This is a genomic window from Streptomyces olivochromogenes (genome assembly GCF_021538895.1).
In the GTDB taxonomy this organism is placed as follows: domain Bacteria; phylum Actinomycetota; class Actinomycetes; order Streptomycetales; family Streptomycetaceae; genus Streptomyces; species Streptomyces olivochromogenes_A.
The window spans coordinates 22,086-46,536 of record NZ_JADDRL010000077.1; the positions used below are offsets into that span (position 1 = coordinate 22,086).

Consider the following 24,451-nt stretch of genomic DNA (forward strand, 5'->3'; position numbering starts at 1 on the left):
CTCCGGCGGCCACGGATCCAGGATGGACGTATGCACCCCTCCCGGATCCTCGTCGCCCTCTCCGCAGCCGTCCTGCTGCCTGCCCTGCTCGCGGGCTGCGGCGGCGACTCCGCGAACCGGGATCTGACGGCACAGAAACTTCAATGGAAGGACTGCCCCGCCCCCTCCGAGGCGGAGGGCGGCGGCAGCGCCCCGTCACCGCTGCCGAACGGCGGCACCTGGCAGTGCGCCACCATGAAGGCGCCCCTCGACTGGAACGATCCCAAGGGCCCCACCATCGACCTCGCGCTGATCCGGGCCAAGGCCAGCGGCGACCCGAGCAAGCGGATCGGCTCGCTGATCTTCAACTTCGGCGGCCCCGGCGGTTCCGGCGTCACCACCCTGCCCGCCTTCGGCGAGGACTACGCGAAACTGCGCACCCGCTACGACCTGGTGAGCTTCGACCCGCGCGGTGTCGGCCGCAGCGCCCCCGTCGAGTGCGAGGACGACGCCCAGCTCGACGAATTCTTCCAGCAGGACGCGACGCCCGACGACGCGGCCGAGCGCGCCCAGCTCGTCAACCGCACCAAGCAGTTCAACGGGGCCTGCGAAAAGCGCTCCAAGAAGGTCCTGCCGCATGTCCGCACCACAGACGCCGCCCGTGACATGGACCTGATGCGCCAGGTCCTCGGCGACAAGAAGCTCCACTACTTCGGCATCTCCTACGGCACCGAACTCGGCGGTGTCTACGCCCACCTGTTCCCCAAGCACGTGGGCAGGGCCGTCTTCGACGGGGTCGTCGACCCCACGCAGAACCCCGAACAGGGCTCCCTCGGGCAGGCCAAGGGCTTCCAGCTGGCGCTCGACAACTTCGCCCAGGACTGCGTGTCGAAGGCGACCGAGTGCCCGATCGGCGACACCGCCCAGGACGTCAAGGACCGGATCGCCAAGCTGCTCAACGACCTTGAGAAGAAGCCGATCCCGGGCGTCTTCCCGCGCGAGCTGACCCAGACCGCCGCGACGAACGGCATCGCGCAGTCCCTGTACTCCAAGGACTTCTGGGAGTACCTCACCGAGGGACTGGAGGAGGCGTACGACGGTGACGGCAGGATCCTGCTGCTGCTGTCCGACTCGATGAACGGGCGCAACGAGAACGGCGAGTACAGCAACATCACCGCGGCCAACGTCGCCATCAACTGCGCCGACGACAAACCGCGGTACACCGCCGACTACGTTCAGGAGAGGCTGCCGGTGTTCCGCGCCGCGTCCCCGCTGTTCGGGGACTTCCTGGCCTGGGGCATGATCAGCTGCACCAACTGGGCGGTGCCGGGCGCCGCCTACCATCCCGACGTGAGTGCGCCGGGATCGGCGCCGATCCTCGTCGTGGGCAACACCGGCGACCCGGCGACGCCGTACGAGGGCGCGCGGAAAATGGTGGAGGCGCTGGGCAAGGGCGTCGGTGTGCAGCTGACCTACAAGGGACAGGGGCACGGGGCCTACGACAGCAAGAACAAGTGCGTGCAGGACGCGGTGAACGGCTACCTGCTGGACGGGAAGGTGCCTCGGGCCGGCACGGTCTGCGCCTGACGCACGCGCTCTCCTCACATACACTCCAGGAAAACCGCAGGTCAGACGGTTATCCACAGGCCGGAGCGGGCTTCGCTTGATCCGCCTACGATGGCCTGACCGCTCCCCGCTGCTCGATGCGGAGAGCTCTTGAGGGGGTGCACATGTCGCGTTTTCCACGCTGGGCGGCCACGGTCGCCGCGGCCGCGCTGGTGGCCGGTTGCAGCAGCGGATCCTCGGACGAGGGCGGAAGCAAGGGACGGTCCGGCCCGCCGTCGGGGTCGCCGGCCACCACGGCAGCAGCCGACCTGCCCGCCTCGCTGACGGGGCAGAAGCCTGACTGGGGCCGCTGCAAGGCCACCGGGGACTCGTCCGCGCCCGGCGCCGACTGGCAGTGCGCCACCCTCAAGGTGCCGCTGGACTGGGCGAAGCCGGACGGCTCGACGATCGGCCTCGCGCTGATCCGGGCCAAGTCCAGTGGCGACGCCGACCAGCGGATCGGTTCGCTGCTGTTCAACTTCGGCGGACCGGGCGGCTCGGGCGTCTCGATGATGCCGTACTACGCGGCCACGGCCTCCAAGCTCCGCGAGCGGTACGACCTGGTGAGCTGGGACCCGCGCGGGGTCGGGGAGAGCGAGGGCATCCGCTGCCGCGGCGACCGCCAGATCCAGTCCGCCGAGACGGTGGACGCCACCCCTGACACCCCGGCCGAGGAAAAGGCCTACTTCCAGGACGCCGCCGACTTCGGCAAGGGCTGCCAGAAGGCCGCCCGGAAGCTGATCGCGCACGTGTCGACGACCGACACCGCCCGGGACATGGACCTGATGCGCCAGGTCCTCGGCGACGAGAAGATGCACTACTTCGGCATCTCGTACGGCACCGAACTCGGCGGTGTGTACGCCCACCTGTTCCCGAAGAACGTGGGGCGGCTCATCCTCGACGCGGTGGTCGACCCGAGCGCGGACGCGATGGGCCACGCCGAGAACCAGGCGCGGGGCTTCCAGCGGGCCCTGGACGACTACCTGAAGTCCACCGGCCAGGACCCGAAGCAGGGGGCGCAGAAGATCGCGGACCTGCTGAAGCGGATCGACGCCAAGCCGCTGCCGACCTCCTCCGGGCGCAAGCTCACGCAGACGCTCGCGGTCACCGGCATCGTCCTGCCGCTGTACAGCGAGGCCAGCTGGCCGACGCTGACCAACGCCCTGAAGTCGGCGGAGCGGGGCGACGGTTCGCAGTTGCTCTCGCTCGCCGACAACTACAACGAGCGGGACTCCTCCGGCCACTACGGCACGACGACCCACGCCCAACGGGTCATATCGTGCCTGGACGACAAGCAGCGGCCGACGCTGGAGGAGACGAAGAAGCGGCTGCCGGAGTTCGAGAAGATCTCGCCGGTGTTCGGCGACTTCCTGGGCTGGGACACGGCCGGCTGGTGCCACGACTGGCCGGTAGCCGGGCAGTACGACAGCCCGGAGGTCGGCGCGCCGGGCGCGGCGCCGATCCTGCTGGTCGGCAACACCGGCGACCCGGCGACCCCCTACGAGGGCGCCCGCAGGATGGCCGACGAACTGGGCAACGGTGTCGGTGTGGAGCTCACCTGGAAGGGCGAGGGACACGGCGCCTACGGCAACGGGAGCGACTGCGTGGACTCGACAGTGAACGCGTACCTGCTCAAGGGCACGGTGCCGAAGGACGGCAAGGTCTGCTCGTAGCGTCGGCGCCGGGCGCGGCGCCCCGGACACCGGAAAGGGGCCCGGCACTCGTGGTGCCGAGCCCCTCCGGGACCAGGGAAGGCGCGGGCCTGAAAGGCGCGGGCCTAGTAGACCGGCTTGTCCGGCTCGATCTGGTTGACCCAGCCGATCACGCCGCCGCCGACGTGCACGGCGTCCGCGAAGCCCGCGGACTTCAGCACGGCGAGGACCTCGGCGCTGCGGACACCCGTCTTGCAGTGCAGGACGATCTTCTTGTCCTGCGGGAGGGTCGCCAGGGCGGTGCCCATGAGGAACTCGTTCTTGGGGATCAGCTTGGCGCCGGGGATCGAGACGATCTCGTACTCGTTGATCTCGCGGACGTCGATGATCTCGATGTTCTCGCCGTCGTCGATCCACTCCTTGAGCTGCTTCGGAGTGATCGTCGAGCCGAGCGCCGCCTCCTGGGCCTCCTCGGACACGACGCCGCAGAAGGCCTCGTAGTCGATGAGCTCGGTGACGGTCGGGTTCTCGCCGCAGACCGCGCAGTTGGGGTCCTTGCGGACCTTGACCTGGCGGTACTGCATCTCCAGGGCGTCGTAGATCATCAGTCGGCCGACCAGGGGCTCACCGGTGCCGGTGAGGACCTTGATGGCCTCGGTGACCTGGATGGAGCCGATGGAGGCGCACAGCACGCCGAGCACACCGCCCTCGGCGCAGGACGGAACCATGCCGGGCGGCGGGGGCTCCGGGTACAGGCAGCGGTAGCAGGGACCGTGCTCGGACCAGAAGACCGAGGCCTGGCCGTCGAAGCGGTAGATCGAGCCCCACACGTACGGCTTGTTCAGCAGCACGCAGGCGTCGTTGACCAGGTAGCGGGTCGCGAAGTTGTCCGTGCCGTCGACGATCAGGTCGTACTGGCTGAAGATGTCCATCACGTTGTCGGCTTCGAGCCGCTCCTCGTGAAGGATCACGTTCACGTACGGGTTGATGCCCTTGACGGAGTCACGGGCGGACTCGGCCTTGGAGCGGCCGATGTCCGACTGGCTGTGGATGATCTGGCGCTGCAGGTTCGACTCGTCGACCTCGTCGAACTCCACGATGCCGAGCGTGCCGACGCCCGCGGCGGCCAGGTACATCAGCGCCGGCGAGCCCAGGCCGCCGGCGCCCACACACAGCACCTTGGCGTTCTTCAGCCGCTTCTGCCCGTCCATCCCGACGTCGGGGATGATCAGGTGGCGGGAGTACCTGCGGACCTCGTCTACGGTGAGCTCGGAAGCCGGCTCGACCAGGGGTGGCAGCGACACGGGGACTCCGTTGGTCGGTCAATCACTACGGTTGTTCTCGCTGTAACACTGCCATGGGCTTCTTCATTCCGAGACACCTGTTCCGATCCGCGAGACAATTTCGTCCCAGTAGCCGGGCATGGTCTCCCACGGGTCGGCGCGGCCGCCCTGGTCGGTGCGGTCCGTGAAGTAGATCGTCGCCGCGCCCTGCCAGCGGGCGATGCGCAGCGCCTCGTCGAGGTGGCCGCGGGGCACGCTGTGCACGCAGTGGCAGAAGCGGTCGGGCGGATAGTCGGCGGTCCACTCGGCGACCTGCGACCAGCGGTAGTCCGACCAGGAGCCGGAGAAGGTCACCAGTTGGTCGGCGTTCTCGGCGTAGCCCGGGTGGGGATGGGTGCCGTGGCCGAGGACGATGTGGGGATCGTCACCGCTCGCGCGGAGCGCGGTGACGGTGCGGCGGACGTCGGGGAGCGCGGTGCGCTCGGTCGGGCAGCGGTCGAGGAGGAAGCCGTCGACCCGGTACCAGTCGCGATAGCGGTGCGCGTCGCCGAGCAGGTCGGCGCGGGCACGGGCGCCGAAGGTGGTGTCCAGGTGGCCGAGGACGCGGACGCCCGCGGTGCGCAGCCGGGCCACCGCCGCCAGGCAGTGCGGATCGGGGCGAGTGCCGGGGCCGCCCGCGACGTTGAGGACGACCCAGTGCAGGGGCGTGCCCGGCCGGGTGAGTTCGGCCCACTCGGCCGGGGCGACGAGCGGGTGCGCATAGCCGGGGACGCCGAAGCCGGTACGGACGCCGGTGTGCGCCGTACCGACCGCGGCGCTGGTCAGATGCGGCATGCCGCCTCCATCCAGATGTCGGCCAGGGACTCTTCGAGGTTGATCCGGGGCCGCCAGCCGAGCCGGTCGCGTGCGGTGCGCACGTCGGCCTGCTGCCAGCTGCCGCAGCCGTCCGGGTACGGGTACGCGACGGGGCCCGCGTGGTCGGCTTCGGAGCGGGGGTGGCCGATGGCCATCCGCAGGGGGCCGGGCGGGCCGTCGAGTTCGTGCAGGGCGCCGCCGTACCCGGCGACCCGGGCGAGGACGGCGGCGGCGTCACGGAGGCGGACGGCGCGGCCGGAACCGATGTTGATGACGCCCTGGGCGGCGGAGAGCGAGGCGGCGTGGACGGCGCGTGCCACATCGCGGACGTCGATGAAGTCGCGCTGGGCGCCCAGCCCGCCGAGCTTGAGTTCGCCGTCGCCGGACTGCATGGCGCGGCGCATGGCCTCGGCGAGGCGGCCGAGCGGGGAGCCGGCCGGGGTGCCGGGTCCGGCGGGCGAGAAGACGCGCAGGACCACGGCGTCCAGGCCGGAGCCCAGGACCAGTTCGGTGGCGGCGAGTTTGCTGACGCCGTACGGGCCGCCGGGGCGCGGGACCGCGTCCTCGGCCGTGGAGGAGCCGGGCTGGCTCGGGCCGTACTCGGAGCTGCAGCCGACCTGCACCAGGCGGGCGCCGCAGCCGCTGCGGCGCAGGGCCTCGCAGATGGTCGCGACGGCGACGGTGTTGTGCCGGGTGAGTTCGCGGGCTCCGCCGCGGGTGGCGCCGGCGCAGTTGACGACGACGCCGGGGTGGACCGCGTCGAGGAAGCGGGTGAGCGCCCCGGGGCTGCCGGTGGCGAGGTCGAAGCGGACGTCGGCGTCGTCGCCGCGGCCGAGTGCGGTGAGCTGGACGGCCGGGTCGGCGAGCAGACGGTCGGCGACGAAGCGGCCGAGGTAGCCGTTGGCTCCGATCAGCAGGACCCTCATCGTTCGGCTCCCGGGGTGTGCGCTCCGGCTGTTCCGGTGGCTCCGGACGCTCCGGGTCGGGAGGTGGTCATCTGGTGTTCTCCTTCGAAGGGATGATGCGGTTGCCTCTGGTGGCCCGGCCGGGCACCTGCGGCGGGGGCTGATCCGTGGTCGCGCGGGCGGATGTGCCGCGCGCGGCGGTGGGTCGCGTCGGTCACCGGGCCTCTCCCGTCGCCGCGTGCGCCGACGCGCGGGTCAGCGTGCGGGCGGCGTGGCCCAGCAGGGCGAGGGCGGCCGCTCCGCAGGCGAGGGCCGGGACGCTGCCCACGCCCCAGGCGTCCACGAGCGTTTCGACGGGGGTGGACAGGAAGGCGCACCCCGGGAGGCGCCCGCCGAGGACCAGGGCCGGGGCCGCCGCCTCGGTCGCGACCGCCGCGGCGAGGGCGTGGGCGGCGGCGTGCGGGTGGTGGTGGACGGCGAGGAGGCGGGCCACCAGGAGGAGTGCGCCCAGGGTGAGGACCTCGGGGTAGGCGGCGGGCTCGTGCAGGGCCGCGCCGCACAGGGCGGCCAGGACGGTGAGCGCGCCCAGGAACAGGGTCACGGCGCCGAGCAGCAGGGGCCGTGCCGCGGCGGTGAACTCCTCCAGGCCGCGGCTCGCCGCGAGCCTGCGGCGGGCGCGGGCGGCGAAGAGGTGGGCGGTCCAGGCCGCCGGGGCGCAGGCCAGGACGAGCGCGAGGACGGGAGCCGTGGACAGGGGCCAGGATCCGTCCGGTGTGCCGGTGGGCGGGCTGTCGGGGCCGCCGTGCAGGACGGCGAGGAGGAGGCCGTCGCCGAGGAGGGCGTAGGCGAGGAGCCAGTGGACGCACGCGCGGGTGCGTGCCGCGGTCGCCCACGCGTGCGTGCCGGGCGGCGTGCTCAGCGGGCCCCGGCGAAGTGCCGTGCGCAGGGCGAGGACCACGGCGAGGACGCCGACGGCGGCCGCCAGGAGTCGTGTGCGGCCGTGGGTGAGATGCAGGGCGGCCACGACCGCCGCGCTCAGGGCTCCGGGGAGGAGGGTGAGCAGGGCCCAGTCGGCGCGGGCCCTGACAGTGGTGGCGGTCTCGGCGTGCGGGAGGCCGTCGCCGTCGCGGGGCACGCGCGCGTACATCTCCTCGGCGAGCGAGAACACGTCGCGGTGTCGGAAGCGGGCGGCGGTGCGGTCGGTGATGCCGTGCGCCTCCAGGCCCGCCGCAATCTCCAGCGGGTCGACGGCCCGCTCGCACAAATCGCGGTGACGGTGCATCAGCGCCTTCACAGGGTCGGCGGCACCCCTGCGGGCGGCGGGTCTGCGCCCCCTGCCCGCCTCGGCCCCGACTCGGCTCCCGCCCGCCGCCGCCGTCGTCGACGAGGCGACCGCACGCGGGGAGTCCCACTCGGGTACCTCGACGGGAGCGGCGCCGATCCGGTCCGCAGCACCCGAGCCGCCCATGCCGAAGCCGTCCGAGTCGCCCGTGGAGAAGCCGTCCGGCTCGCGCGCGCCGGAGCGTTCCGGCTCCGCCGCGTTGGAGCCGTACGCGTCCCGTCGGACGGAGGCGTCGGCTCCCCACGCGCCAGGGTCGTCCGCCTCCGGCTCTCCCACGTCCTCCGACCCCCGTCGGCGCCACCCCTCCGACGGGGCGTCCCAGGCGCCGGGGCTGCCGGGGGTGCCGGGACGGTCCAGTTCACCCAGGTCGCTCATCGGGCCGCCTCCGGGGCTGTGACGGGTGTGGCGCATGCCGGTGCGGTGGTGGCCCAGCCGGGTCCGCCGCGGGCGAGGACGCGGGAGGCGGGGCCGGTCCAGCGGCCGGGGATGTGGGCCTCGGCCGGGACGGCGAAGGGGCGGGGCTCGCGGGCGTCGTCGACCGCGTAGCGGACGGGGCAGTGCGCGACGATCTCCAGGTAAATGCCGTGAAATGCCGCGATGTTCTGCTCGACGGTAAACAGTTCGAGCGCTCGGGCGCGCGCGGCGGCGCCGAGACGCTCACGGCGCTCGGGAATGCGCAGCAGCGCCACGCACGCCTCGGCGAGCGCCCGTGGATTGCGCGGCGGCACGACCAGTCCCGTGCCGCCGATGACCTCCACCACCGCGCCGACGTCCGTGGACACGGTCGCGCGGCCGCAGAACATGGCCTCGACCAGGCTGATCGGGAACCCCTCGACGACGCTGGAGAGGACGATCACGGTGCCGGAGGCATAGGCGTCGGCGAGGGTCGGGCACTCCGGGCCGCCGATCTCCTCGAAGGACACCGGGTTGTCGCCGACGGCGTGCACGCCGTCGGCCTCGTCCGGGAAGAGCTGCGCGGCGAGGGCTCTGCAGTGCCCCAGATACGCCTCGCCGTCGGGGCCCGACGGCGCGCCGACGACCCGCAGGCGCGCCTTGGGTTCGTCCTTGCGGACCTCCGCGAAGGCGTGCAGCAGGGACACCAGGTCCTTGGCGGGCTCGACCCGGCCGACCCACACGAGCGTGTCCGGGTCGGCCCGGTCCTCGGACTCGCCCACTTCCGCGAAGCGGGAGGCCTCCATGCCCGGGTAGACCGTGCGGATCTTGGCGCGATCCGCACCGCAGCGCTCCTGCCAACGGCGGGCGTGCGCGTTGCCGGGCGTGACGACGGCGGCGCGGGCGTAGACCTCGGCGGCGAGCCTGCCGTGGAAGGAGGCGAGCAGGGCCCGCACGGCGGGGGCGGCGTCCCCGGAGGCCAGGTAGTGGGCGCGCAGTTGCACGCCGTACTCGGTCACCAGCAGCGGTACGCCGAAGAAGTGACGGGCCAGCAGTCCGGGCAGGGCCGCCGGTCCGCCGGCCGCCGCGTGGCACAGGTCGGCCGAACCGAGGCCCTCTTCCGTGTACCAGTCGAGGGAGAGGGGGCGCAGGGTGCGTTCGAGGTGCGCGGCCACGGTGAGCAGTTCGGGCACCCGGGCCTCGCGCGCCGCGCGGAGCGCTCCGGGCGCACGGCAGGCGCGCTCCAGCGCGCGTAGGGCGGTGTCGGAGCGGAGCGCGCCGACCAGGCCGCCCTCCTCGCGGGCCAGTTCCGCGAGTCCGTACACCGCGGAGGTGAAACGGTCCGCCTGGTCGTCCGACCCGGAACACACCGCCTCGGCGAGTTCGCCGTAGCAGTCGGCGAAGCGCCGGCGTGCGCGCCGCCCGTACACCACGGCGTCGTCCTCGGCCGTCCACAGCGGGGCCGTACGCACCCGACTGACCTGCGGCGGGAGCGGGATCCAGCCCTCGTCCTCCTGCTGTCGGCTGCGGCTGAGCGCGTAGATGTCGAAGTCGTGCTGCCCGAGCCCGCGCACGAGCCGGTCGCACCAGAGCCTGGCGTCACCGCTCACATACGGATAGCCACCCTCCGTAAGCAGTCCGATGCGCACGAGTGCACCCCCGATCTCCCATATGGGGAGCCACCGTTGCCCGGCGGCTCGCAGCGGGACGAAGGTATGCGGACAGGACGGTGGCGCGACGGACGGTTGTCCGTCGCGCCACCAAAAGGGGTGAACGGTCGTAACTTTCCCGTGCGGGTCGCGTTCCGTCGCGCTAGGAGATCAACCGCGCACGGATCGTCACATCCGGACCGAAGGGATCACGCCACCGCCAACTCCCGTCGGGCGGCCCGCCGACGGGCCGCGACCTCGGGGTCGAGGGCGGGTACGGCGGCGAGGAGCCGCCGGGTGTACGGGTCCCGCGGGGAGTCGTACACCTCGTCGGCGGGTCCGGACTCGACGATCCGGCCCCGTCGCATCACCGCGACCCGGTCACTGACCTGACGTACGACGGCGAGGTCGTGCGCGACGAAGACGAGCGCGAGTCCGAGTTCGCGCTGCAGTTCGCCGAGCAGGGCGACGACCTGGGCCTGGGTGGTGACGTCCAGCGCGGACACGGGCTCGTCGCAGACGATGACGCGCGGGTCGGCCGCGAGCGCCCGCGCGATGCCCACGCGCTGGCGCTGTCCGCCGCTGAACTCGTGCGGGTAGCGGTCGTAGTGCGCCCCTTCGAGCCCCACGCGCTCCAGCAGTGCCCGTACGCGCTCCCGGATGCGCTCCTCGGCCCCTTCCCCTCCCACTTCCCCTCGCGCTTCCCCCCGCGCGCGCAGCGGGTCGGCGATGGACTCGCCCACGCTGCGGCGCGGGTTGAGGGAGGAGACGGGGTCCTGGAAGACCATCTGCACGGCCGGGTTCACACCGGTGTGCGCGCTGCCCTCGTAGCTGATCCGCCCCGCCGTCGGCTCCAGCAGTCCGACGAGCATGCGTCCCAGGGTGGTCTTGCCGCTGCCGCTCTCGCCCACGATGCCGAGGGTCTCGCCCCGGCGGATCGTCAGCGCCACGTCGTCCACGGCCACGACCTGCTGCTTGCCGCGGCCGAAGGCGCGGCCGAGTCCCGTCGCCTCCAGGACGACCTCGTCGGTCGCCCGTGACGCGCCGCGCGGCGCGTCCACGCGCGGGACGGCGCCGAGCAGTTCGCGGGTGTACGCCTGCGCGGGCGCCCCGAGGACCGTGCCGACCGGGCCGTGCTCGACGGCCTTGCCGTGCCGCATGACCAGCACCTCGTCGACGCTCTCGGCGGCGACACCCACGTCGTGCGTGACGAGCAGCAGGCCCATGCCGGTCTCCTCGCGCAGCGTGTGCAGCAGGTCGAGGATCTGGGCCTGAACGGTCACGTCCAGGGCCGTGGTCGGCTCGTCGGCGATCAGCAGGTCCGGTGCGCAGGCCAGCGCCATGGCGATCAGGGCACGCTGGCGCATGCCCCCGCTGAACTCGTGCGGGCGGGAACGGGACCGCCGCCGGGCGTCCGGGATTCCCACCCGGTCGAGCACCTCCACGGCACGCGCGCGTGCCGCCCGTCGCGACACGCGCGCGTGCACGCGGTGCACCTCGGCGATCTGGTCGCCGATGGCGTAGTACGGGTCGAGCGACGACAGCGGGTCCTGGAAGACCATGGCGGCCTTCCCGCCGCGCAGCCGCCGCAGTTCCTCGTCGGAGGCCCGCTGTACGTCGGTGCCGACGACGTGGACCGAGCCGCCGATCCGGGCGCCCGTGCCGTGGTGCAGGCCCAGCAGCGCCCCGGCGACGGTCGACTTGCCGGAGCCGGACTCGCCCACCAGGGCGAGGGCCGCACCCCGTTCCAGGCGGAACGACAGCCCGTCCACGGCCCGCAGGGACCCGAACTCCACGGTCAGGTCCGTGACGTCCACCAGGCTCATGCGAGCACCACCCGTCGGTCGGCCACCGCGTACAGCACGTCCGCGACGGCGTTGGCGAGGACCACGAAGAAGCCGATGACCAGGACCATGCCGACGACCACCGGAAGGTCGACGACCTTCACCGCGTGCACCAGTTCCTGGCCGATGCCGGGGAGGCCGAAGAGGGTCTCGGTCAGGACGGCGCCGCCGACGGCCGAGCCGACGTTGTTTGCGTTCAGCGCGATGACCGGTGCCAGGGCGCCGCGCAGGGCGTGCCTGCGGATGATGGCCCGCTCGCCGACGCCGTAGGCCCGGAAGGTCCTGATGTGGTCCTCGGCGAGGGTCTCCAGCATCGACGCCCTGGTGAGACGGGCGAACGCGGCCGCCTCGATGAGGGCGAGCGAGAACCACGGCAGGAGCAGGTTCCACGCCCACTGCTCGGGGTCGTCGGTGAAGGGGACGTACTGCGGGAAGGGCAGCAGTTGGAACTCGCCGCAGACGACGATCATCAGGACGAGGCCGATGACGAAGACGGGCGTGGCCGTGCCGGCGAGCGTGACAGCGGTGAGCACCCGCTCGGAGATCCGGCCGCGCCGCCACGCGGACAGCACGCCGGTGCCGACGCCGAGCACGAGCCAGAGCACCATCGCGCCCAGCACGAGCGAGAGGCTGACCGGGAGCTTCGTCAGGATGATGTCCAGGACCTGCTGGTCGCTCTGGTAGGACAGGCCCAGGCAGGGGGCCGCACAGTGCTCCAGCGAGGTTCCGGTGGAGTAGTCCCGGCCCACGAGGATGCCCACCAGGAAGTGCCAGTACCGCAGGTAGAGCGGGTCGTCGAGCCGCAGCTGCTCGGTGACCTGGCGCACCTGTTCCGGCGAGCAGCGCGGGCCGCAGGTGATCTGGGCGACGTTGCCGGGGGTGGCGTAGAAGACGACGTAGATGATCACCGAGATGGCGAGCAGGGTGATCACGGTGCCGACGGCGCGGCGCAGGACGAACCCGCCGAAGCCGTTCATGCGTTGCCCTCCTTGTGCGGCTTGTCGCTCTCACTGTGGGCCGTTTCGCCCGCCTTCGCCTCGCGCCTGCGGCCGGTGCCCACGCGCAGGCGGGAGGCCGCGCGCGGGTCGAGGGCCGTGCGCACTCCGTCGCCGAGGACGGTCAGGGCGAGGACGGTGAGGAACAGGGCGCCGGCCGGCAGCAGCAGGTACTGCGGGGCCGCCTGGTACCAGACGTCGGCGGCCGTGAGCATCTGTCCCCAGGACGGCGTCGGCGGCTTCACACCGACACCGAGGAAGGACAGGGCGGCCTCCACGGAGATGTTCGACGGCACCAGGAGCGCCGCGTACGTGATGACCGGCGCGGCGAGGCCGGGCAGCAGCTCGCGGCGGGCGATCCGCCATCTGCCCCAGCCGCTCAGCCGGGCGGCGGAGACGTAGTCGAGCCCCTTGAGGGTGAGCGTCTGCGCGCGGACGATCTTGGCGATGTTGCCCCAGCCGATCAGGCCGATGACGAAGGTGACGAGGACGGTCCGCGGGAAGCTCTCCGGGACGATCGCGAGGAGCGCCAGCGACATCACCATGAGCGGCATGGCGACGATGATGTCCGTGGCCCGGCTCAGCAGTTGATCGACCCATCGGTTGCCGAGGGCGGCCCCGACGCCGATCGCGACACCCAGGACGACCTGCAAGGCGGTCGCCGCGAGCGCGACGCCCAGCGACACCCGGGCCCCGTACACGAGCCGCGCGAACAGGTCGCGTCCCGTCTGCGGTTCGACGCCGAGCCAGTGGTCCGCGCCGATGCCGCCGAAGGAGCCGAGGGGCACGCCGCCGCGCGCGGAGTCGATCAGGGAGGGGTGGTAGGTGGTCGGGTCCTGGCCCTCGACTGCGGTGAGCAGCGGCGCGGCGAGCGCGACCAGGACGAGCAGCGCGACGACGGCCGCCGCGACGAGGGCGGAGGGCCGCGCACGCAGCCGCCGCCAGAACCGGGAAGCCCCCGAGGCCCCCGGGACGGGTGTGTCCGTCCCGGGGGTCCGCGAGGCGACGAGTGTCTCGCTCACGGCGCTACTTCACCGAGACCTGCGAGATGTCCAGCACGCCCGTCCAGTCGCTGATCACGATGTTCTTGACGTCCTTGCCGTACAGGCGCTTGTAGACGGGGTGGAACAGCGGCACGGTCAGGGCCTGCTCGCCGATCCTCTTGTCCAGTGCACCCCACCGCTTGGCGGCAGCGTCAAGATCGGTCAACTTGTTGATCGCGTCAATCTCGGCATTGACCGACTTGTCGTCGAGCAGGCCGGTGTTGAAATTCGCGCCGTCCTTGACGATCTGGCGGCCGTCGAAGATCGGGGCGAGGAAGGGACCGCCGGAGGGCCAGTCGGCACCCCAGTGGGCGAGGAAGAAGCCGGGTTCGGTCTTCACGCTGTGGATCTTGTCCCGGTAGTCGTTGTCCTCCAGACCCTGGAGCCGGACCGTGATGCCGGCCTTCTTCAGGGCGTCCTGGACGGCGGTGGCGATCTCCGGGCTGGTCTCGAAGTTCTTGTCGTTGGAATGCGTGAGCGTGAGGGTGAGCCCCTTGCCGTAACCGGCCTGCTTCAGCAGCTCCTTGGCCTTCTGGGCGTTGCCGGTCGCGCCCGCCGGGAAGAGGTCGTACGGCTCGTGGCCGAAGGACTTCTGGTTCGGCAGGTAGGTGGTCGCGGCCTCGGCCAGCGCGGAGCCGCCCGCCGCGTTGATCACGGACGACCGGTCGACGGCGTACGAGATCGCCTGCCGTACCTTGACGTCGTCGAACGGCTTGACCGTCGGGTTGAACGCGAGGTAATTCGTGTAGCCGAAGTGGCCGGTGCCCACGCGCGCGGCCAGCTCCTTGTCGCCGGTCACCTTGGCGAGCTCGGCCGGGCCGAGGTTGGTGTCGGTGGTGACCGCGGCGGCGTCGGCGCCCTGGGACGCGGACAGCCGCTGGTTGATCACGGAGGAGTCGAGGCCGGAGCGCACGTCGATCGTGTCCGGGTAGGCCTTGCGCTCGGCGTCCGTGGCCGCCGACCAGTGCGGGTTGCGCTCCAGGACGAGGTGCTCACCGTCGTTCTCGTTCTTGACGACCTTGTACGGGCCGGACGAGACCGGGTGCTCCTCGTACTTGGTGCCCGTGTCCTTGCCCTTCGGGACGGGCGTGAACTGCGTCTGCGTGGCCAGGTACGGGAACTCGCCCTCGGGCTTGTTCAGGTGGAAGACGAGGGTCCGCTCGTCCGGCGTCTCGATCGCCGACAGGCCCTTCTTGTCCTTGTACGGCCCCTGGTAGTCCGCCGCGCCGACCAGCCAGTCCCGCAGGTAGGGGGCGCCGCCGGAGAGTTCGGGGGCGAAGGAGCGCTCGATGCCGTACTTGATGTCGGCGGAGGTGATCGGCGTGCCGTCCTCGTAGGCGAGGCCCTTCTTCAGGGTGTACGTCCACACGGTCGCGTCCTTGTTCGGGCGCCCGGTGTCGGTGGCGAGGTCCGGGACGACCTCGGCGCCGGCCGCGCCGTCCTCGCGGTTGCGGGTGGTGAGCGTGCGGAAGACCAGGGACGGGACGTTGCCGCCGCCGGAGGTGTACAGGCGGGCGGGGTCGAAGTCGGTCTGCGGCTCGGAGTTCAGGACCGTGAGCGTGCCGCCCTTGTGGGGCGTGGAGTCGCCTGCGGAGCCCTTGGCATCGTTGTCCTTCGGCCCGCAGGCGGCGGCGCCCGCTGCCACGACCAAGGCAAGCGAAACGGTGGCCACGCGGGCTCTGTGCACGGACGGTTGACGCATCGGAATGACGACCTCTCGGGGTTCTCTTCGAGGGTTTCTCGAATGATGAGACGGATGAACGAAGGGTGAGACGAATGCGGACAGACGTCTGCCCCGGCGCCGGGTCGTCGAAGAACCCGTGACAGCAGCTGCCGGACATGGGCAGCGGCACGATCACGGAAGAGGTGAAGGTGAAAGTCGCGACGCGAACGCCAGGGGCGAGCGTCAGCGACAGTAGATGTCGGCCACGCAGAGTGCGGTCACGCCGATGAGCGCCAGCTCGATGGCGGCGCTGTCGGAGTCGGCATGACTAGACCACATGCGCAGAAATATGAACGAACATTCTGCTCATGTCAATGTGACCTCGGAGGCGTCCGTCAACTCCCGGGAAACGGCCAGGGGTTGGGCAGGCAGTGGATTCCGTCGTGGTCGAGGAACTTGGTCTGCTGCTGCATGACCGGGGCCAGCTCGCCGTCCTTGTCGCAGGTGACGTGGCCGTAGCCGAGGCGGTGACCCACCTCGTGGTTGATGAGCATCTGCCGATAGGCGTGCATCTTGTCGCCGTACGTCTTCGAGCCCTGCGCCCAGCGGTACGCGTTGATCATCACGCGCTCGGTGGAGGCCGAGTCGCAGGAGACGTTGCCCTCCGCCGTGTCCAGACCGGACTTGGCGCACCACGTGGCGGTGGTGGCGGGGCTGGCGAGCGTGATCACGAAGTCCGCCTTGCCGGAGGAGACGCGCTCGAAGGTGCGGGCGCCCTTGTGCGCCCAGCTGCGGCCGTCGTTGAGCGTCTTCTGCACGGCGGCGGCGAAGAGCTCGCCGTCGAGACCGAGCCCCTGCTCCACGTCGACGCGGTAGGTGTACTTCTGCCCCTTCCCCGGCGCCTTGTCGAAACCGGGGACCGCGTCGAACTTGCCCGAGCCCTTGAAGGTGGCGCTGAGCGGGTACTTCTTGCCCATCTTCTGGTCGTACGTCAGCGTCGCCACGCTCGGTGCCGCGGACGGGGTCGTCCGGTCCTTGCCGCGCGAGGCGGAGTCGTGGTCGGTGCGGGCCTGGTCGGGGGCCGAACGCGACTGCACGTCGTTGCCTTCGTGGCCGTCGGCGACCTGTCCGGCCACGATCACGGCGAGCACGGTGGTGACGGCGGCGGCCGCGATGCCGGTGAAGGCCCGGCCCTTGGTCCCCTTGGTCTGCGCCGCCGGGCCCGTCGGGGGCGCGTCGTCGTCGTCCGCGGAGGTCTCCGGCGCGAGCGGGTCGCCGACGGGGGCGTACGACTCCTCCCGCAGCGTTCCCGCCTCGGACCGGAGGGGGAAGCGGTCGTCGGAGCGGGGGGTGAAGACGTCGTCCTCGCCGAAGGCGTCGAGGTAGTCCTGCCGTGGCCCGCCCGGCGCCGCCCCCTTGCGCTGCCGCGGCAGGGCCGCACCGGGCCCCGCGGCCGCGCCCTGTGGGGAAGCCCCGGCCCGCCCCTTGAACGCGCCCCAGCCACCGCCGGCTTCACGCTGCTCGGGATGCCCGCCGCGGGCCTGGGGGACGCCGCGAGCGGGGGTGCCGTCGGGGAAACGGGGGGTGCCGTGAGCAGGGGTCCCGTCCGGGAGGCGGCGGGTGCCCTGCGGAGGCGTGCCGTCCGGCGGACGGGGGGTGCCGTGGGCAGGGGTGCCGTCCGGGAACCGAGGCACACCGCGAGCCGGGGTGCCGTCCGGCAGACGCGGGACACCCCGGGCGGGCGTGCCGTCGGCAGGACGCGGGCCCCCTTGCGCGGGGGCCCCGTTCCGGAAACGCGGCACACCGCGCGCGGGAGTGCCGTCGGCGAGATGCGGCGTCCCGTGAGCGGGCGTGCCGTCGGCGAAGCGTGGCGCCCCCGGTACCCGCGTCTGCTGCGGGCCGCGCGCTGCCCCGAACCCCGGAGCCTCGTGGCCCTCGTACGGCTGCCGTTGCCCGGGCAGCGGCGCGGGCCCTTGACCGGCCCCCGGCTCCAGCCCCGGGTGGCCGAGTCGCACGGCCTGCGGCGCGCCCTGGGGAGATCCCTCGGCGCCACGTTTTCCGGGCTCTGCGGTTATGTCCGCGGCGTCACCCTTGGGTGCGGGCCCGCGGCGGCTGTGGCGTCCCACGTCGGTCCCTCAGCTCCCCGCACCCGTGCCGGAGGAGTCGCCCCCGGCAGCCGTAACGCTGCCGGCGGAACCGGGACCGCCGTCGACCACCGAACGCGCACCGCCCTCCGCCACCGGACCGACACCACCCTCCGTCACCGCACCGGCACGACCGGCACCACCGGAGCCGCCGGACATCCCGACGCCGCCGTCATTCACCAAGCCCAACTCCCCGACCTCCGCCAAGAGTTCCCGGAACGCCGCGCTCACCGTCTCCGGGTACTCCATCATCGCGACGTGCCCAGCGTCCGGCAGGGACAGCAGGCGCGTGTCGCGGAAGGAGCGGGCGGCCTTCTGTGCCATGCGGTAGCCGACGAGTTGGTCGCGCCCACCGTAGATGAGCAGCGTGGGGGCGAGGACGCGCTCGGCCTGCCGCCACAGCCCGTGCTGCCCGCCCAGCGTGTACGCGTTCACCAGCCCGCGCGAGGACCGCGCCATCGCGTCCCAGAAGTACGGCAGTTGCAGCCGCCGCTCCAGTTCCTCGACGGCGTGCCGGAAGGCCTCCGGCGTCACCTGCCCGGGGTCGCCGTAGCACAGCGCCAGCACACCCTGGACCCGCTGCTCGGCCGTCCACTCCCTGGTGACGCGGGTGAACAGCGCGGCCACACCGGGCACGGCCAGCAGCGCCGTCGGCACCGCGGTCCGCTGCACCCTCAGCTCCGGCAGCGCGGGCGAGATCAGCGTGAGCGTCCGTACGAGATCGGGGCGGACGGCGGACACGCGCGTGGCCACGGCTCCGCCCAGCGAGTTCCCGAGGAGGTGGACCGGACCGTGCCCGGCCGCGTCGAGATAGCGGATCACCGCGCGCGCGTGGCCCGTGATGGAGTAGTCGCCGTCGTCCGGCGGCGGGGAGTCACCGAAGCCCGGCAGGTCGACCGCCTCGCTGTCGACCACGCCGTCGAGCCCGGCCATCAACGCCGACCAGTTCTGCGAGGAACCGCCGAGCCCGTGGACGTACAACGCGCGCGGCAGACCCTCGCGCGCGGGAGGTCTCGACCGGATCGAGAGCGTCACACCGGGCAGCCGCACGGACCTGAGCCGCTCGCCCTCCGCGACCCTGACGGGCGCCACCTTGGGGAGCACGCTGGCAGGCGGCACGAAAGGCAGCTCGGTCGAAGACATGCGGCAATGTTACGAGACGATCACGCTGTGACTCATGTGTTCGCCGTCACAGAAACCACCCGAGAAGCCGACGCGATGACGCAGAAGACCGCATAGCGTCCGCATCACGGGTCTCCTAGGCTCATACAGAGGGCACCCGCAGTAGCCCCTGCTTCTCCCAGGGACGTTCGTAGAAAGGGAGCCCACCATGGCCTATGACCCCATCGACCCCGACTCTATCCAGGACCTGCAGGTCGACAACGCCGTCGAGATCGACGTCGAGGCTTCCGAGGGTGACGCCGCCGAGCAACTGGCGGACGTCGTCCCGGAGCGCGACGACCCTCTCACCGGTGTGGATCCGGACCGAGCGAACGAGGCCGACCTCATCGAACAGGCGCGCGTGGTCTCCCTGGACGAGGACGACTACCGCTGACAGTGGAGCGCGGACAGAGAGCGACCTGCCCTGTTCGAGTCCTCCGATACGGCTTTCGCCACCGTCCGGTACGTGAAATTCTGCGCTCGCACCGCGCACATCACGGTTACCGAAAAGTACGATGGCCGCGCGGCGCTCACCGCATGTGGACGATTTTGGGAGGCGGCGTGACAGCCATCGAGCAGACAGAGGCGGCACGCCCGCGGGGCACACGCCTGCCGCGCCGTGCCCGACGCAACCAGCTGCTGGGCGCCGCCCAGGAAGTCTTCGTGGCGCAGGGCTACCACGCGGCCGCCATGGACGACATCGCCGAGCGCGCCGGCGTCAGCAAGCCGGTGCTCTACCAGCACTTCCCGGGCAAGCTCGACCTCTACCTCGCCCTGCTGGACCAGCACTGCGAGTCCCTGATCCAGGCCGTGCGCAGCGCCCTGGGTTCGACGACCGACAACAAGCAGCGTGTCCGGGCGACGATGGACGCGTACTTCGCGTACGTCGAGGACGACGGCGGCGCCTTCCGCCTGGTCTTCGAGTCGGACCTGACGAACGAGCCCGCCGTGCGCGAGCGCGTCGACAAGGTCACCAACGAGTGCGCCGAGGCGATCTGCGACGTCATCGCCGAGGACACGGGTCTGTCCCGCGCCGAGTCGATGCTGCTGGCCTCGGGTCTCGGCGGCCTCGCCCAGGTGGTCGCGCGCTCCTGGCTGCACAGCGACCGCAGCGTCCCGCGCGACCAGGCGGTGCAGCTGCTGACCTCGTTGGCCTGGCGCGGCATCGCCGGGTTCCCGCTGCACGGGAACGAACAGATCCACTGACGGCACCGGCCGGGATTGTTCCCTCCCGCTGTTCGCTCCTGGCGTTCTTGCGCGGAGCGTGGACGTCCCCTCACCGGGCTAATGTGTGCTGGTACGGCGCGGAAGGTCGCGCACTTCACTGACCGTCGGAGGGACATAGCCGTGGAGGTCAAGATCGGCGTGCTGCACGCGCCCCGCGAGATCGTTCTGGAGAGCGGTCAGAGCGCGGAGGAGGTCGAGCGCCTCGTGTCCGATGCGCTGGCCGGGAAGTCGCAGCTGCTGAGCCTGGAGGACGAGCGCGGCCGCAAGATCCTGGTCCCTGCGGACCGTCTGGCGTACGTCGAACTCGGCGAGCCGGCGGTGCGCAAGGTGGGCTTCAGCGCGCTGTAGTCACAGCTGACGGAAGGGGGCCCGGTGGCACACGCCACCGGGCCCCCTTCCGCGTCGTCCCCGGTCGTCCCGCCGTGCATCGGCACACGTGAACGACCATCACAGCCGGTGCACAAGTCACCCACAGGGGAGGATTGCATTCCGCAGGTCACGGGTATGACGGGCTACGACCGCGAAGCGCGGGCCGGCCGTGTGGGAGGGACCCCCGTCATGATCCTGGAAGCTCTCGGCTCCGCCCTGCTCGGTGTCGCCCTCGCCTGGGTCGCGATGCACCGCCTGTCCCACCGGCTGCCGGCCCGCCCGCTGGTGTTCTGCACGGGCGTCGCCGGAGCCCTGTTCGGTGACTTCGTCACCCACAGCGCGCTGGGCCCCGGCACGGGCCTGCTGAGTCTCCTCGGCGCCGCGATCGTCTCCGCGGCCTCGCTGTCCCTGCTGCTGCGCCCGGCCGGGAGACTCCGGCGACGATCAGCGACGGCGTAGTACCTGACCCCGTCCGGCGACTACGCCGCCAGCCCCAGGGCCGCCATCCGCTTGGTGTGCGCCTCGGTGATCCGGGAGAACATCCGGCCGACCTCGGCGAGGTCGAAGCCGTCCGCCACGCCGCCGACGAGCATCGTGGACAGCGCGTCCCGGTCGGCGACCACACGCTGGGACTGCGACAGCGCCTCGCCCATCAGACGCCGTGCCCACAGAGCCAGCCGGCCACCCACGCGCGGGTCCGCGTCGATCGCCGCGCGCACCTTCTCGACGGCGAAGCCGGCGTGCCCGGTGTCGTCGAGGACGGCCAGCACGAGCTCACGCGTGTCGGAGTCGAGGCGGGCCGCGACCTCCCGGTAGAAGTCACTGGCGATCGAGTCGCCGACGTACGCCTTGACCAGGCCCTCCAGCCAGTCCGAGGGCGCCGTCTGCTTGTGGAAGCCGTCGAGGGCCGCGACGAACGGCTCCATCGCCCGGGTCGGCTCCTCGCCGATCTCCGTGAGCCGGTCCCGCAGGCGCTCGAAGTGGTGGAACTCGGCCGACGCCATCTTCGCCAGCTCCGCCTTGTCCGCCAGCGTCGGCGCCAGCTTGGCGTCCTCCGCGAGCCGCTCGAACGCCGCCAGCTCGCCGTAGGCGAGTGCGCCGAGCAGGTCCACGACCGCGGCACGGTACTGCGGGTCGGCGGAGGCCTTCGCCCAGTCCTGGGCGGCGACTCCGGTGGCTTCCGTCGAGGCTTCCTCGGGGGCGTTGGCAGGCTTGTCAGAGCTCGTCATGAAGCGCACAATAGCCCGCCCGCCGCGGGACGGAAGCCCGTGGTCAACCACTGTGACCACGACTACGTGACCAAATCGGCCATCGCGTGTGCGCGATTCCGGGGTATGGTGGTAATGCGCCTGCTGGTACTTGGTCGTACCTCGACAGGCCGCAGGTATGAGGATGCCCGGTCGGTGGCCCGATCGGCTCCGACCCGACAGCCCTCCTGGCCGTACGGCACTGTGCGTACGACAACCAGAGGGACCCTCAGCGGTACGAGCGCTAGAGCGTCGGCAGTGGTCCCGCGCCAAACGGCTTGCCCCCCACGGCTCGCCCGTTAGGCAGTCGACGTCCCCAGCACGGTCCTGACACGACCCCCGAGCTCGCCTCGCGCCGCGCCACACAGAAGAGGCAGCACCCTGACTACGACGTTTCGTGAACTCGGAATCCTTCCCGAGACCGCCGAGGCCCTGGAGGCCGTCGGCATCATCACTCCCTTCCCCATCCAAGAGATGACGCTCCCTGTCGCCCTCTCGGGCACCGACGTCATCGGCCAGGCCAAGACCGGCACCGGCAAGACGCTGGGCTTCGGTCTTCCGCTCCTTGAGCGCGTCACCGTCCCCGCCGACGTCGAGGCCGGCCGCGCCGCGCCCGAGGCGCTCACCGACGCCCCGCAGGCCCTCGTCGTCGTCCCGACGCGCGAGCTGTGCACGCAGGTCACCAACGACCTGCTGACCGCGGGCAAGGTGCGTAATGTGCGCGTCGTCGCGATCTACGGCGGCCGGGCCTACGAGCCCCAGGTCGAGGCCCTGAAGAAGGGCGTCGACGTGGTCGTTGGCACCCCGGGCCGGCTCCTGGACCTCGCCGGCCAGAAGAAGCTCGACCTGAAGCACGTCAAGTCCCTGGTCCTCGACGAGGCCGACGAGATGCTCGACCTGGGCTTCCTGCCCGACGTCGAGAAGATCATCAACATGCTTCCGGCCAAGCGGCAGACCATGCTGTTCTCGGCGACCATGCCGGGCGCGGTCATCGGTCTCGCGCGCCGCTACATGTCGCAGCCCACCCACATCCGCGCCACCGCGCCGGACGACGAGGGCGCGACGGTCGCGAACATCAAGCAGTTCGTCTACCGCGCGCACTCCATGGACAAGCCGGAGATGATCGCCCGCATACTGCAGGCCGACGGCCGCGGACTGGCGATGATCTTCTGCCGCACCAAGCGCACGGCCGCCGACATCGCCGAGCAGCTCCAGCGTCGCGGTTTCGCGTCCGGCGCGGTCCATGGCGACCTCGGCCAGGGCGCCCGCGAGCAGGCGCTGCGCGCCTTCCGCAACGGCAAGGTGGACGTCCTCGTCTGCACCGACGTCGCCGCCCGCGGCATCGACGTCGAGGGTGTGACGCACGTCATCAACTACCAGTCCCCCGAGGACGAGAAGACGTACCTGCACCGCATCGGCCGTACGGGCCGCGCGGGCGCCAAGGGTACGGCGATCACCTTCGTCGACTGGGACGACATCCCGCGCTGGCAGCTGATCAACAAGGCGCTGGAGCTGGGCTTCAACGACCCGGTGGAGACGTACTCCACCTCCCCGCACTTCTTCGAGGAGCTGAGCATCCCGGCGGGCACCAAGGGTGTCCTGCCGCGCTCGGAGCGCACCCGCGCCGGCCTCGACGCGGAGGAGCTGGAGGACCTGGGCGAGACCGGCGGCCGCGGTGCGCGCGGTCGCGGTGGCCGGGGCGGACGCGGCGAGGACCGTTCCGCCGAGGCCGAGCGCGAGCGTCCGGCGCGTACGCCGCGTCGTCGCCGTCGTACGCGCGGTGGGGCTCCGGCCGACGCCACGGCCGTCGGTACGCCGGTCGACTCCGCGTCGCCGGGCACCGAGGCCGGCACGGCGGAGGAGCAGGCCGGCACCCGCACCCCGCGTCGCCGTCGCCGTACGCGCGGCGGGGCATCAGGCGAGGCGGTCGCCGCCACCACGGTCAGCGAGCCGACGCAGGCCGCTGAGGCCGCCGTGGAGACGGCGGAGGGTCCGGCCGCGGTCGAGACCCCGGACAAGCCGCGTCGCCGCCGCACCCGTAGGTCCGCGGAGCGGGCGGTGAACCCGGCCGAGAGCACGACCGAGGCTGCCGCGGAGCCCGTCGCGACCGTGGAGACCCCCGAGGTCGCCGAGGTCACCGAGGTCGCGGAGGCCAAGCCGCGCCGCCGTACCCGCAAGGCCGCCGAGCCGACCGAGGCCGCCGAGACCGCGGTCGCCACGGCCGAGGGCACCGAGGACGCAGCCCCGGCGACCAAGCCGCGCCGCACGCGGAAGACGGCGGCCGCCGCCGAGACCGCGGTGGACACGGCGGAGGCCACCGAGGCCAAGCCGCGCCGCACCCGCAAGAAGGCCGCTGTCGCCCCGGAGGCGACCGCGACCACCGTGGAGGCCGTCGAGGCCGCTGAGGTCACCGAAGCCGCCGAGGCCAAGCCCCGACGCCGTACGCGCAAGGCGGCCGAGGCCGCTGTGGACACGGTGACCGCGGTGGACGCCGCGGAGGTCACGGAGACCAAGCCGCGCCGTACGCGCAAGACCGCTGCCGCCGCCGAGGCGGCCGTGGACACGGCCGAGGGCACCGAGGCCAAGCCCCGTCGCACCCGCAAGACCGCGGCGGCCGCCGTGGCGACGCCGGAGGCCGCCGAGGCCGAGGCCAAGCCGCGCCGGACCCGTAAGGCGACCGCGGCTGTGGAGACGGCCGAGGGTGTGGAGGCCGAGCCGGCCAAGCCGCGCCGTACGCGGAAGGCCGCCGCCACCGTCGCCGAGGCGGCCGTCGACGCCGTCGACGGTGCGGAGGCCAAGCCCAAGGCCCGTCGGACGCGCAAGGCCGTCGCCGAAGCGGTGACCGCCGAGATTCCGGCGCAGGCCGGCGAGGAGCCGGAGGCCAAGCCGCGCCGTACCCGCAAGGCCACGGCGCCCGCCGTCGAGGCCACCGGCGAGACGGCCGAGGCGAAGCCGAGGGTCCGCCGGACCCGCAAGGCCGCGGCCGCCGTGGAGGCGACCCCGGAGGCCTGATCCGGCACCTGGAAACAGCAGGAGCAACACCCCGACGGCCCGGCCCACCTCACGTGGGACCGGGCCGTCGGCGTCTGCGCCCA

20 protein-coding genes are annotated in these 24,451 nt (G+C 72.1%); 7 read left to right on the plus strand and 13 right to left on the minus strand.

Annotated elements, in window-relative coordinates:
• Positions 1-30 precede the first annotated feature (30 nt).
• Together IPZ69_RS31530 and IPZ69_RS31535 are read left to right on the plus strand one after the other, a co-directional pair.
• Positions 31-1,566: an alpha/beta hydrolase gene (locus tag IPZ69_RS31530; protein WP_235458068.1), complete on the plus strand. Its 1,536-nt coding sequence runs from the start codon at positions 31-33 to the stop codon at positions 1,564-1,566.
• Positions 1,567-1,709: 143 nt separating this feature from the next.
• On the plus strand, positions 1,710-3,257 hold the full coding sequence (locus IPZ69_RS31535) for an alpha/beta hydrolase (protein ID WP_235458069.1): 1,548 nt from the start codon (positions 1,710-1,712) through the stop codon (positions 3,255-3,257).
• A 104-nt stretch (positions 3,258-3,361) separates the two neighbouring features.
• On the opposite strand, the gene moeZ is transcribed toward IPZ69_RS31535, so the two are convergent.
• The 12 genes from moeZ to IPZ69_RS31595 all read right to left on the minus strand — a co-directional run bounded on the left by moeZ (position 3,362) and on the right by IPZ69_RS31595 (position 18,495).
• Positions 3,362-4,540 (minus strand): adenylyltransferase/sulfurtransferase MoeZ, encoded by a 1,179-nt coding sequence (gene moeZ, locus IPZ69_RS31540; protein WP_235458070.1) that lies wholly within the window; start codon positions 4,538-4,540, stop codon positions 3,362-3,364.
• Between the two features lie 63 nt (positions 4,541-4,603).
• Positions 4,604-5,353, minus strand: coding sequence for a spherulation-specific family 4 protein (locus IPZ69_RS31545; RefSeq protein ID WP_235458071.1), 750 nt, complete (start codon positions 5,351-5,353; stop codon positions 4,604-4,606).
• On the minus strand, positions 5,341-6,300 hold the full coding sequence (locus tag IPZ69_RS31550) for an NAD-dependent epimerase/dehydratase family protein (RefSeq protein ID WP_235458072.1): 960 nt from the start codon (positions 6,298-6,300) through the stop codon (positions 5,341-5,343). The genes IPZ69_RS31545 and IPZ69_RS31550 overlap by 13 nt, the downstream gene beginning before the upstream one ends.
• Positions 6,301-6,493: 193 nt before the next feature.
• Positions 6,494-7,996: a hypothetical protein gene (locus tag IPZ69_RS31555; protein WP_235458073.1), complete on the minus strand. Its 1,503-nt coding sequence runs from the start codon at positions 7,994-7,996 to the stop codon at positions 6,494-6,496.
• Positions 7,993-9,663 carry a DUF3492 domain-containing protein gene (locus IPZ69_RS31560; protein ID WP_235458074.1) on the minus strand — a complete coding sequence of 557 codons (1,671 nt, stop codon included), beginning with the start codon at positions 9,661-9,663 and terminating at the stop codon, positions 7,993-7,995. Before IPZ69_RS31560 ends, IPZ69_RS31555 begins: the two co-directional genes overlap by 4 nt.
• A gap of 209 nt (positions 9,664-9,872) precedes the next feature.
• On the minus strand, positions 9,873-11,489 hold the full coding sequence (locus IPZ69_RS31570; protein ID WP_308407566.1) for an ABC transporter ATP-binding protein: 1,617 nt from the start codon (positions 11,487-11,489) through the stop codon (positions 9,873-9,875).
• Entirely contained in the window at positions 11,486-12,484 is a 999-nt protein-coding gene (locus IPZ69_RS31575) for an ABC transporter permease (RefSeq protein WP_235458075.1), read from the minus strand. The genes IPZ69_RS31570 and IPZ69_RS31575 overlap by 4 nt, the downstream gene beginning before the upstream one ends.
• Positions 12,481-13,524, minus strand: coding sequence for an ABC transporter permease (locus IPZ69_RS31580; RefSeq protein ID WP_235458076.1), 1,044 nt, complete (start codon positions 13,522-13,524; stop codon positions 12,481-12,483). The genes IPZ69_RS31575 and IPZ69_RS31580 overlap by 4 nt, the downstream gene beginning before the upstream one ends.
• A gap of 4 nt (positions 13,525-13,528) precedes the next feature.
• On the minus strand, positions 13,529-15,247 hold the full coding sequence (locus tag IPZ69_RS31585) for an ABC transporter substrate-binding protein (RefSeq protein WP_235458077.1): 1,719 nt from the start codon (positions 15,245-15,247) through the stop codon (positions 13,529-13,531).
• Between the two features lie 204 nt (positions 15,248-15,451).
• A complete protein-coding gene (locus IPZ69_RS47950; protein WP_356148122.1) occupies positions 15,452-15,547 on the minus strand; it encodes an Ms4533A family Cys-rich leader peptide in 96 nt (31 codons plus the stop codon).
• A gap of 56 nt (positions 15,548-15,603) precedes the next feature.
• A complete protein-coding gene (locus tag IPZ69_RS31590; RefSeq protein ID WP_235458078.1) occupies positions 15,604-17,334 on the minus strand; it encodes a DUF3152 domain-containing protein in 1,731 nt (576 codons plus the stop codon).
• A gap of 9 nt (positions 17,335-17,343) precedes the next feature.
• Positions 17,344-18,495: an alpha/beta fold hydrolase gene (locus tag IPZ69_RS31595; RefSeq protein ID WP_235458079.1), complete on the minus strand. Its 1,152-nt coding sequence runs from the start codon at positions 18,493-18,495 to the stop codon at positions 17,344-17,346.
• Positions 18,496-18,682: 187 nt separating this feature from the next.
• On the opposite strand from IPZ69_RS31595, the gene IPZ69_RS31600 reads away from it, so the two are divergent.
• From IPZ69_RS31600 to IPZ69_RS31615, 4 genes are all read left to right on the plus strand, one after another.
• The gene (locus tag IPZ69_RS31600; RefSeq protein WP_235458080.1) at positions 18,683-18,907 is read left to right on the plus strand and encodes a hypothetical protein; all 225 of its coding nucleotides are present in this window, start codon (positions 18,683-18,685) and stop codon (positions 18,905-18,907) included.
• 167 nt (positions 18,908-19,074) lie between these two features.
• Positions 19,075-19,719 (plus strand): TetR/AcrR family transcriptional regulator, encoded by a 645-nt coding sequence (locus IPZ69_RS31605; RefSeq protein ID WP_235458081.1) that lies wholly within the window; start codon positions 19,075-19,077, stop codon positions 19,717-19,719.
• A gap of 141 nt (positions 19,720-19,860) precedes the next feature.
• Positions 19,861-20,088, plus strand: coding sequence for a DUF3107 domain-containing protein (locus IPZ69_RS31610; RefSeq protein WP_235458082.1), 228 nt, complete (start codon positions 19,861-19,863; stop codon positions 20,086-20,088).
• 210 nt (positions 20,089-20,298) lie between these two features.
• Complete coding sequence (locus tag IPZ69_RS31615) at positions 20,299-20,568, plus strand: hypothetical protein (protein ID WP_235458083.1); 270 nt, start codon at positions 20,299-20,301, stop codon at positions 20,566-20,568.
• Positions 20,569-20,588: 20 nt separating this feature from the next.
• Here IPZ69_RS31615 and IPZ69_RS31620 read toward each other — a convergent pair whose 3' ends face one another.
• Positions 20,589-21,338 (minus strand): ferritin-like fold-containing protein, encoded by a 750-nt coding sequence (locus tag IPZ69_RS31620; protein WP_235458084.1) that lies wholly within the window; start codon positions 21,336-21,338, stop codon positions 20,589-20,591.
• A 492-nt stretch (positions 21,339-21,830) separates the two neighbouring features.
• Between IPZ69_RS31620 and IPZ69_RS31625 the strand changes: the two genes are divergently transcribed.
• A complete protein-coding gene (locus IPZ69_RS31625) occupies positions 21,831-24,368 on the plus strand; it encodes a DEAD/DEAH box helicase (protein WP_235458085.1) in 2,538 nt (845 codons plus the stop codon).
• Positions 24,369-24,451 lie beyond the last annotated feature (83 nt).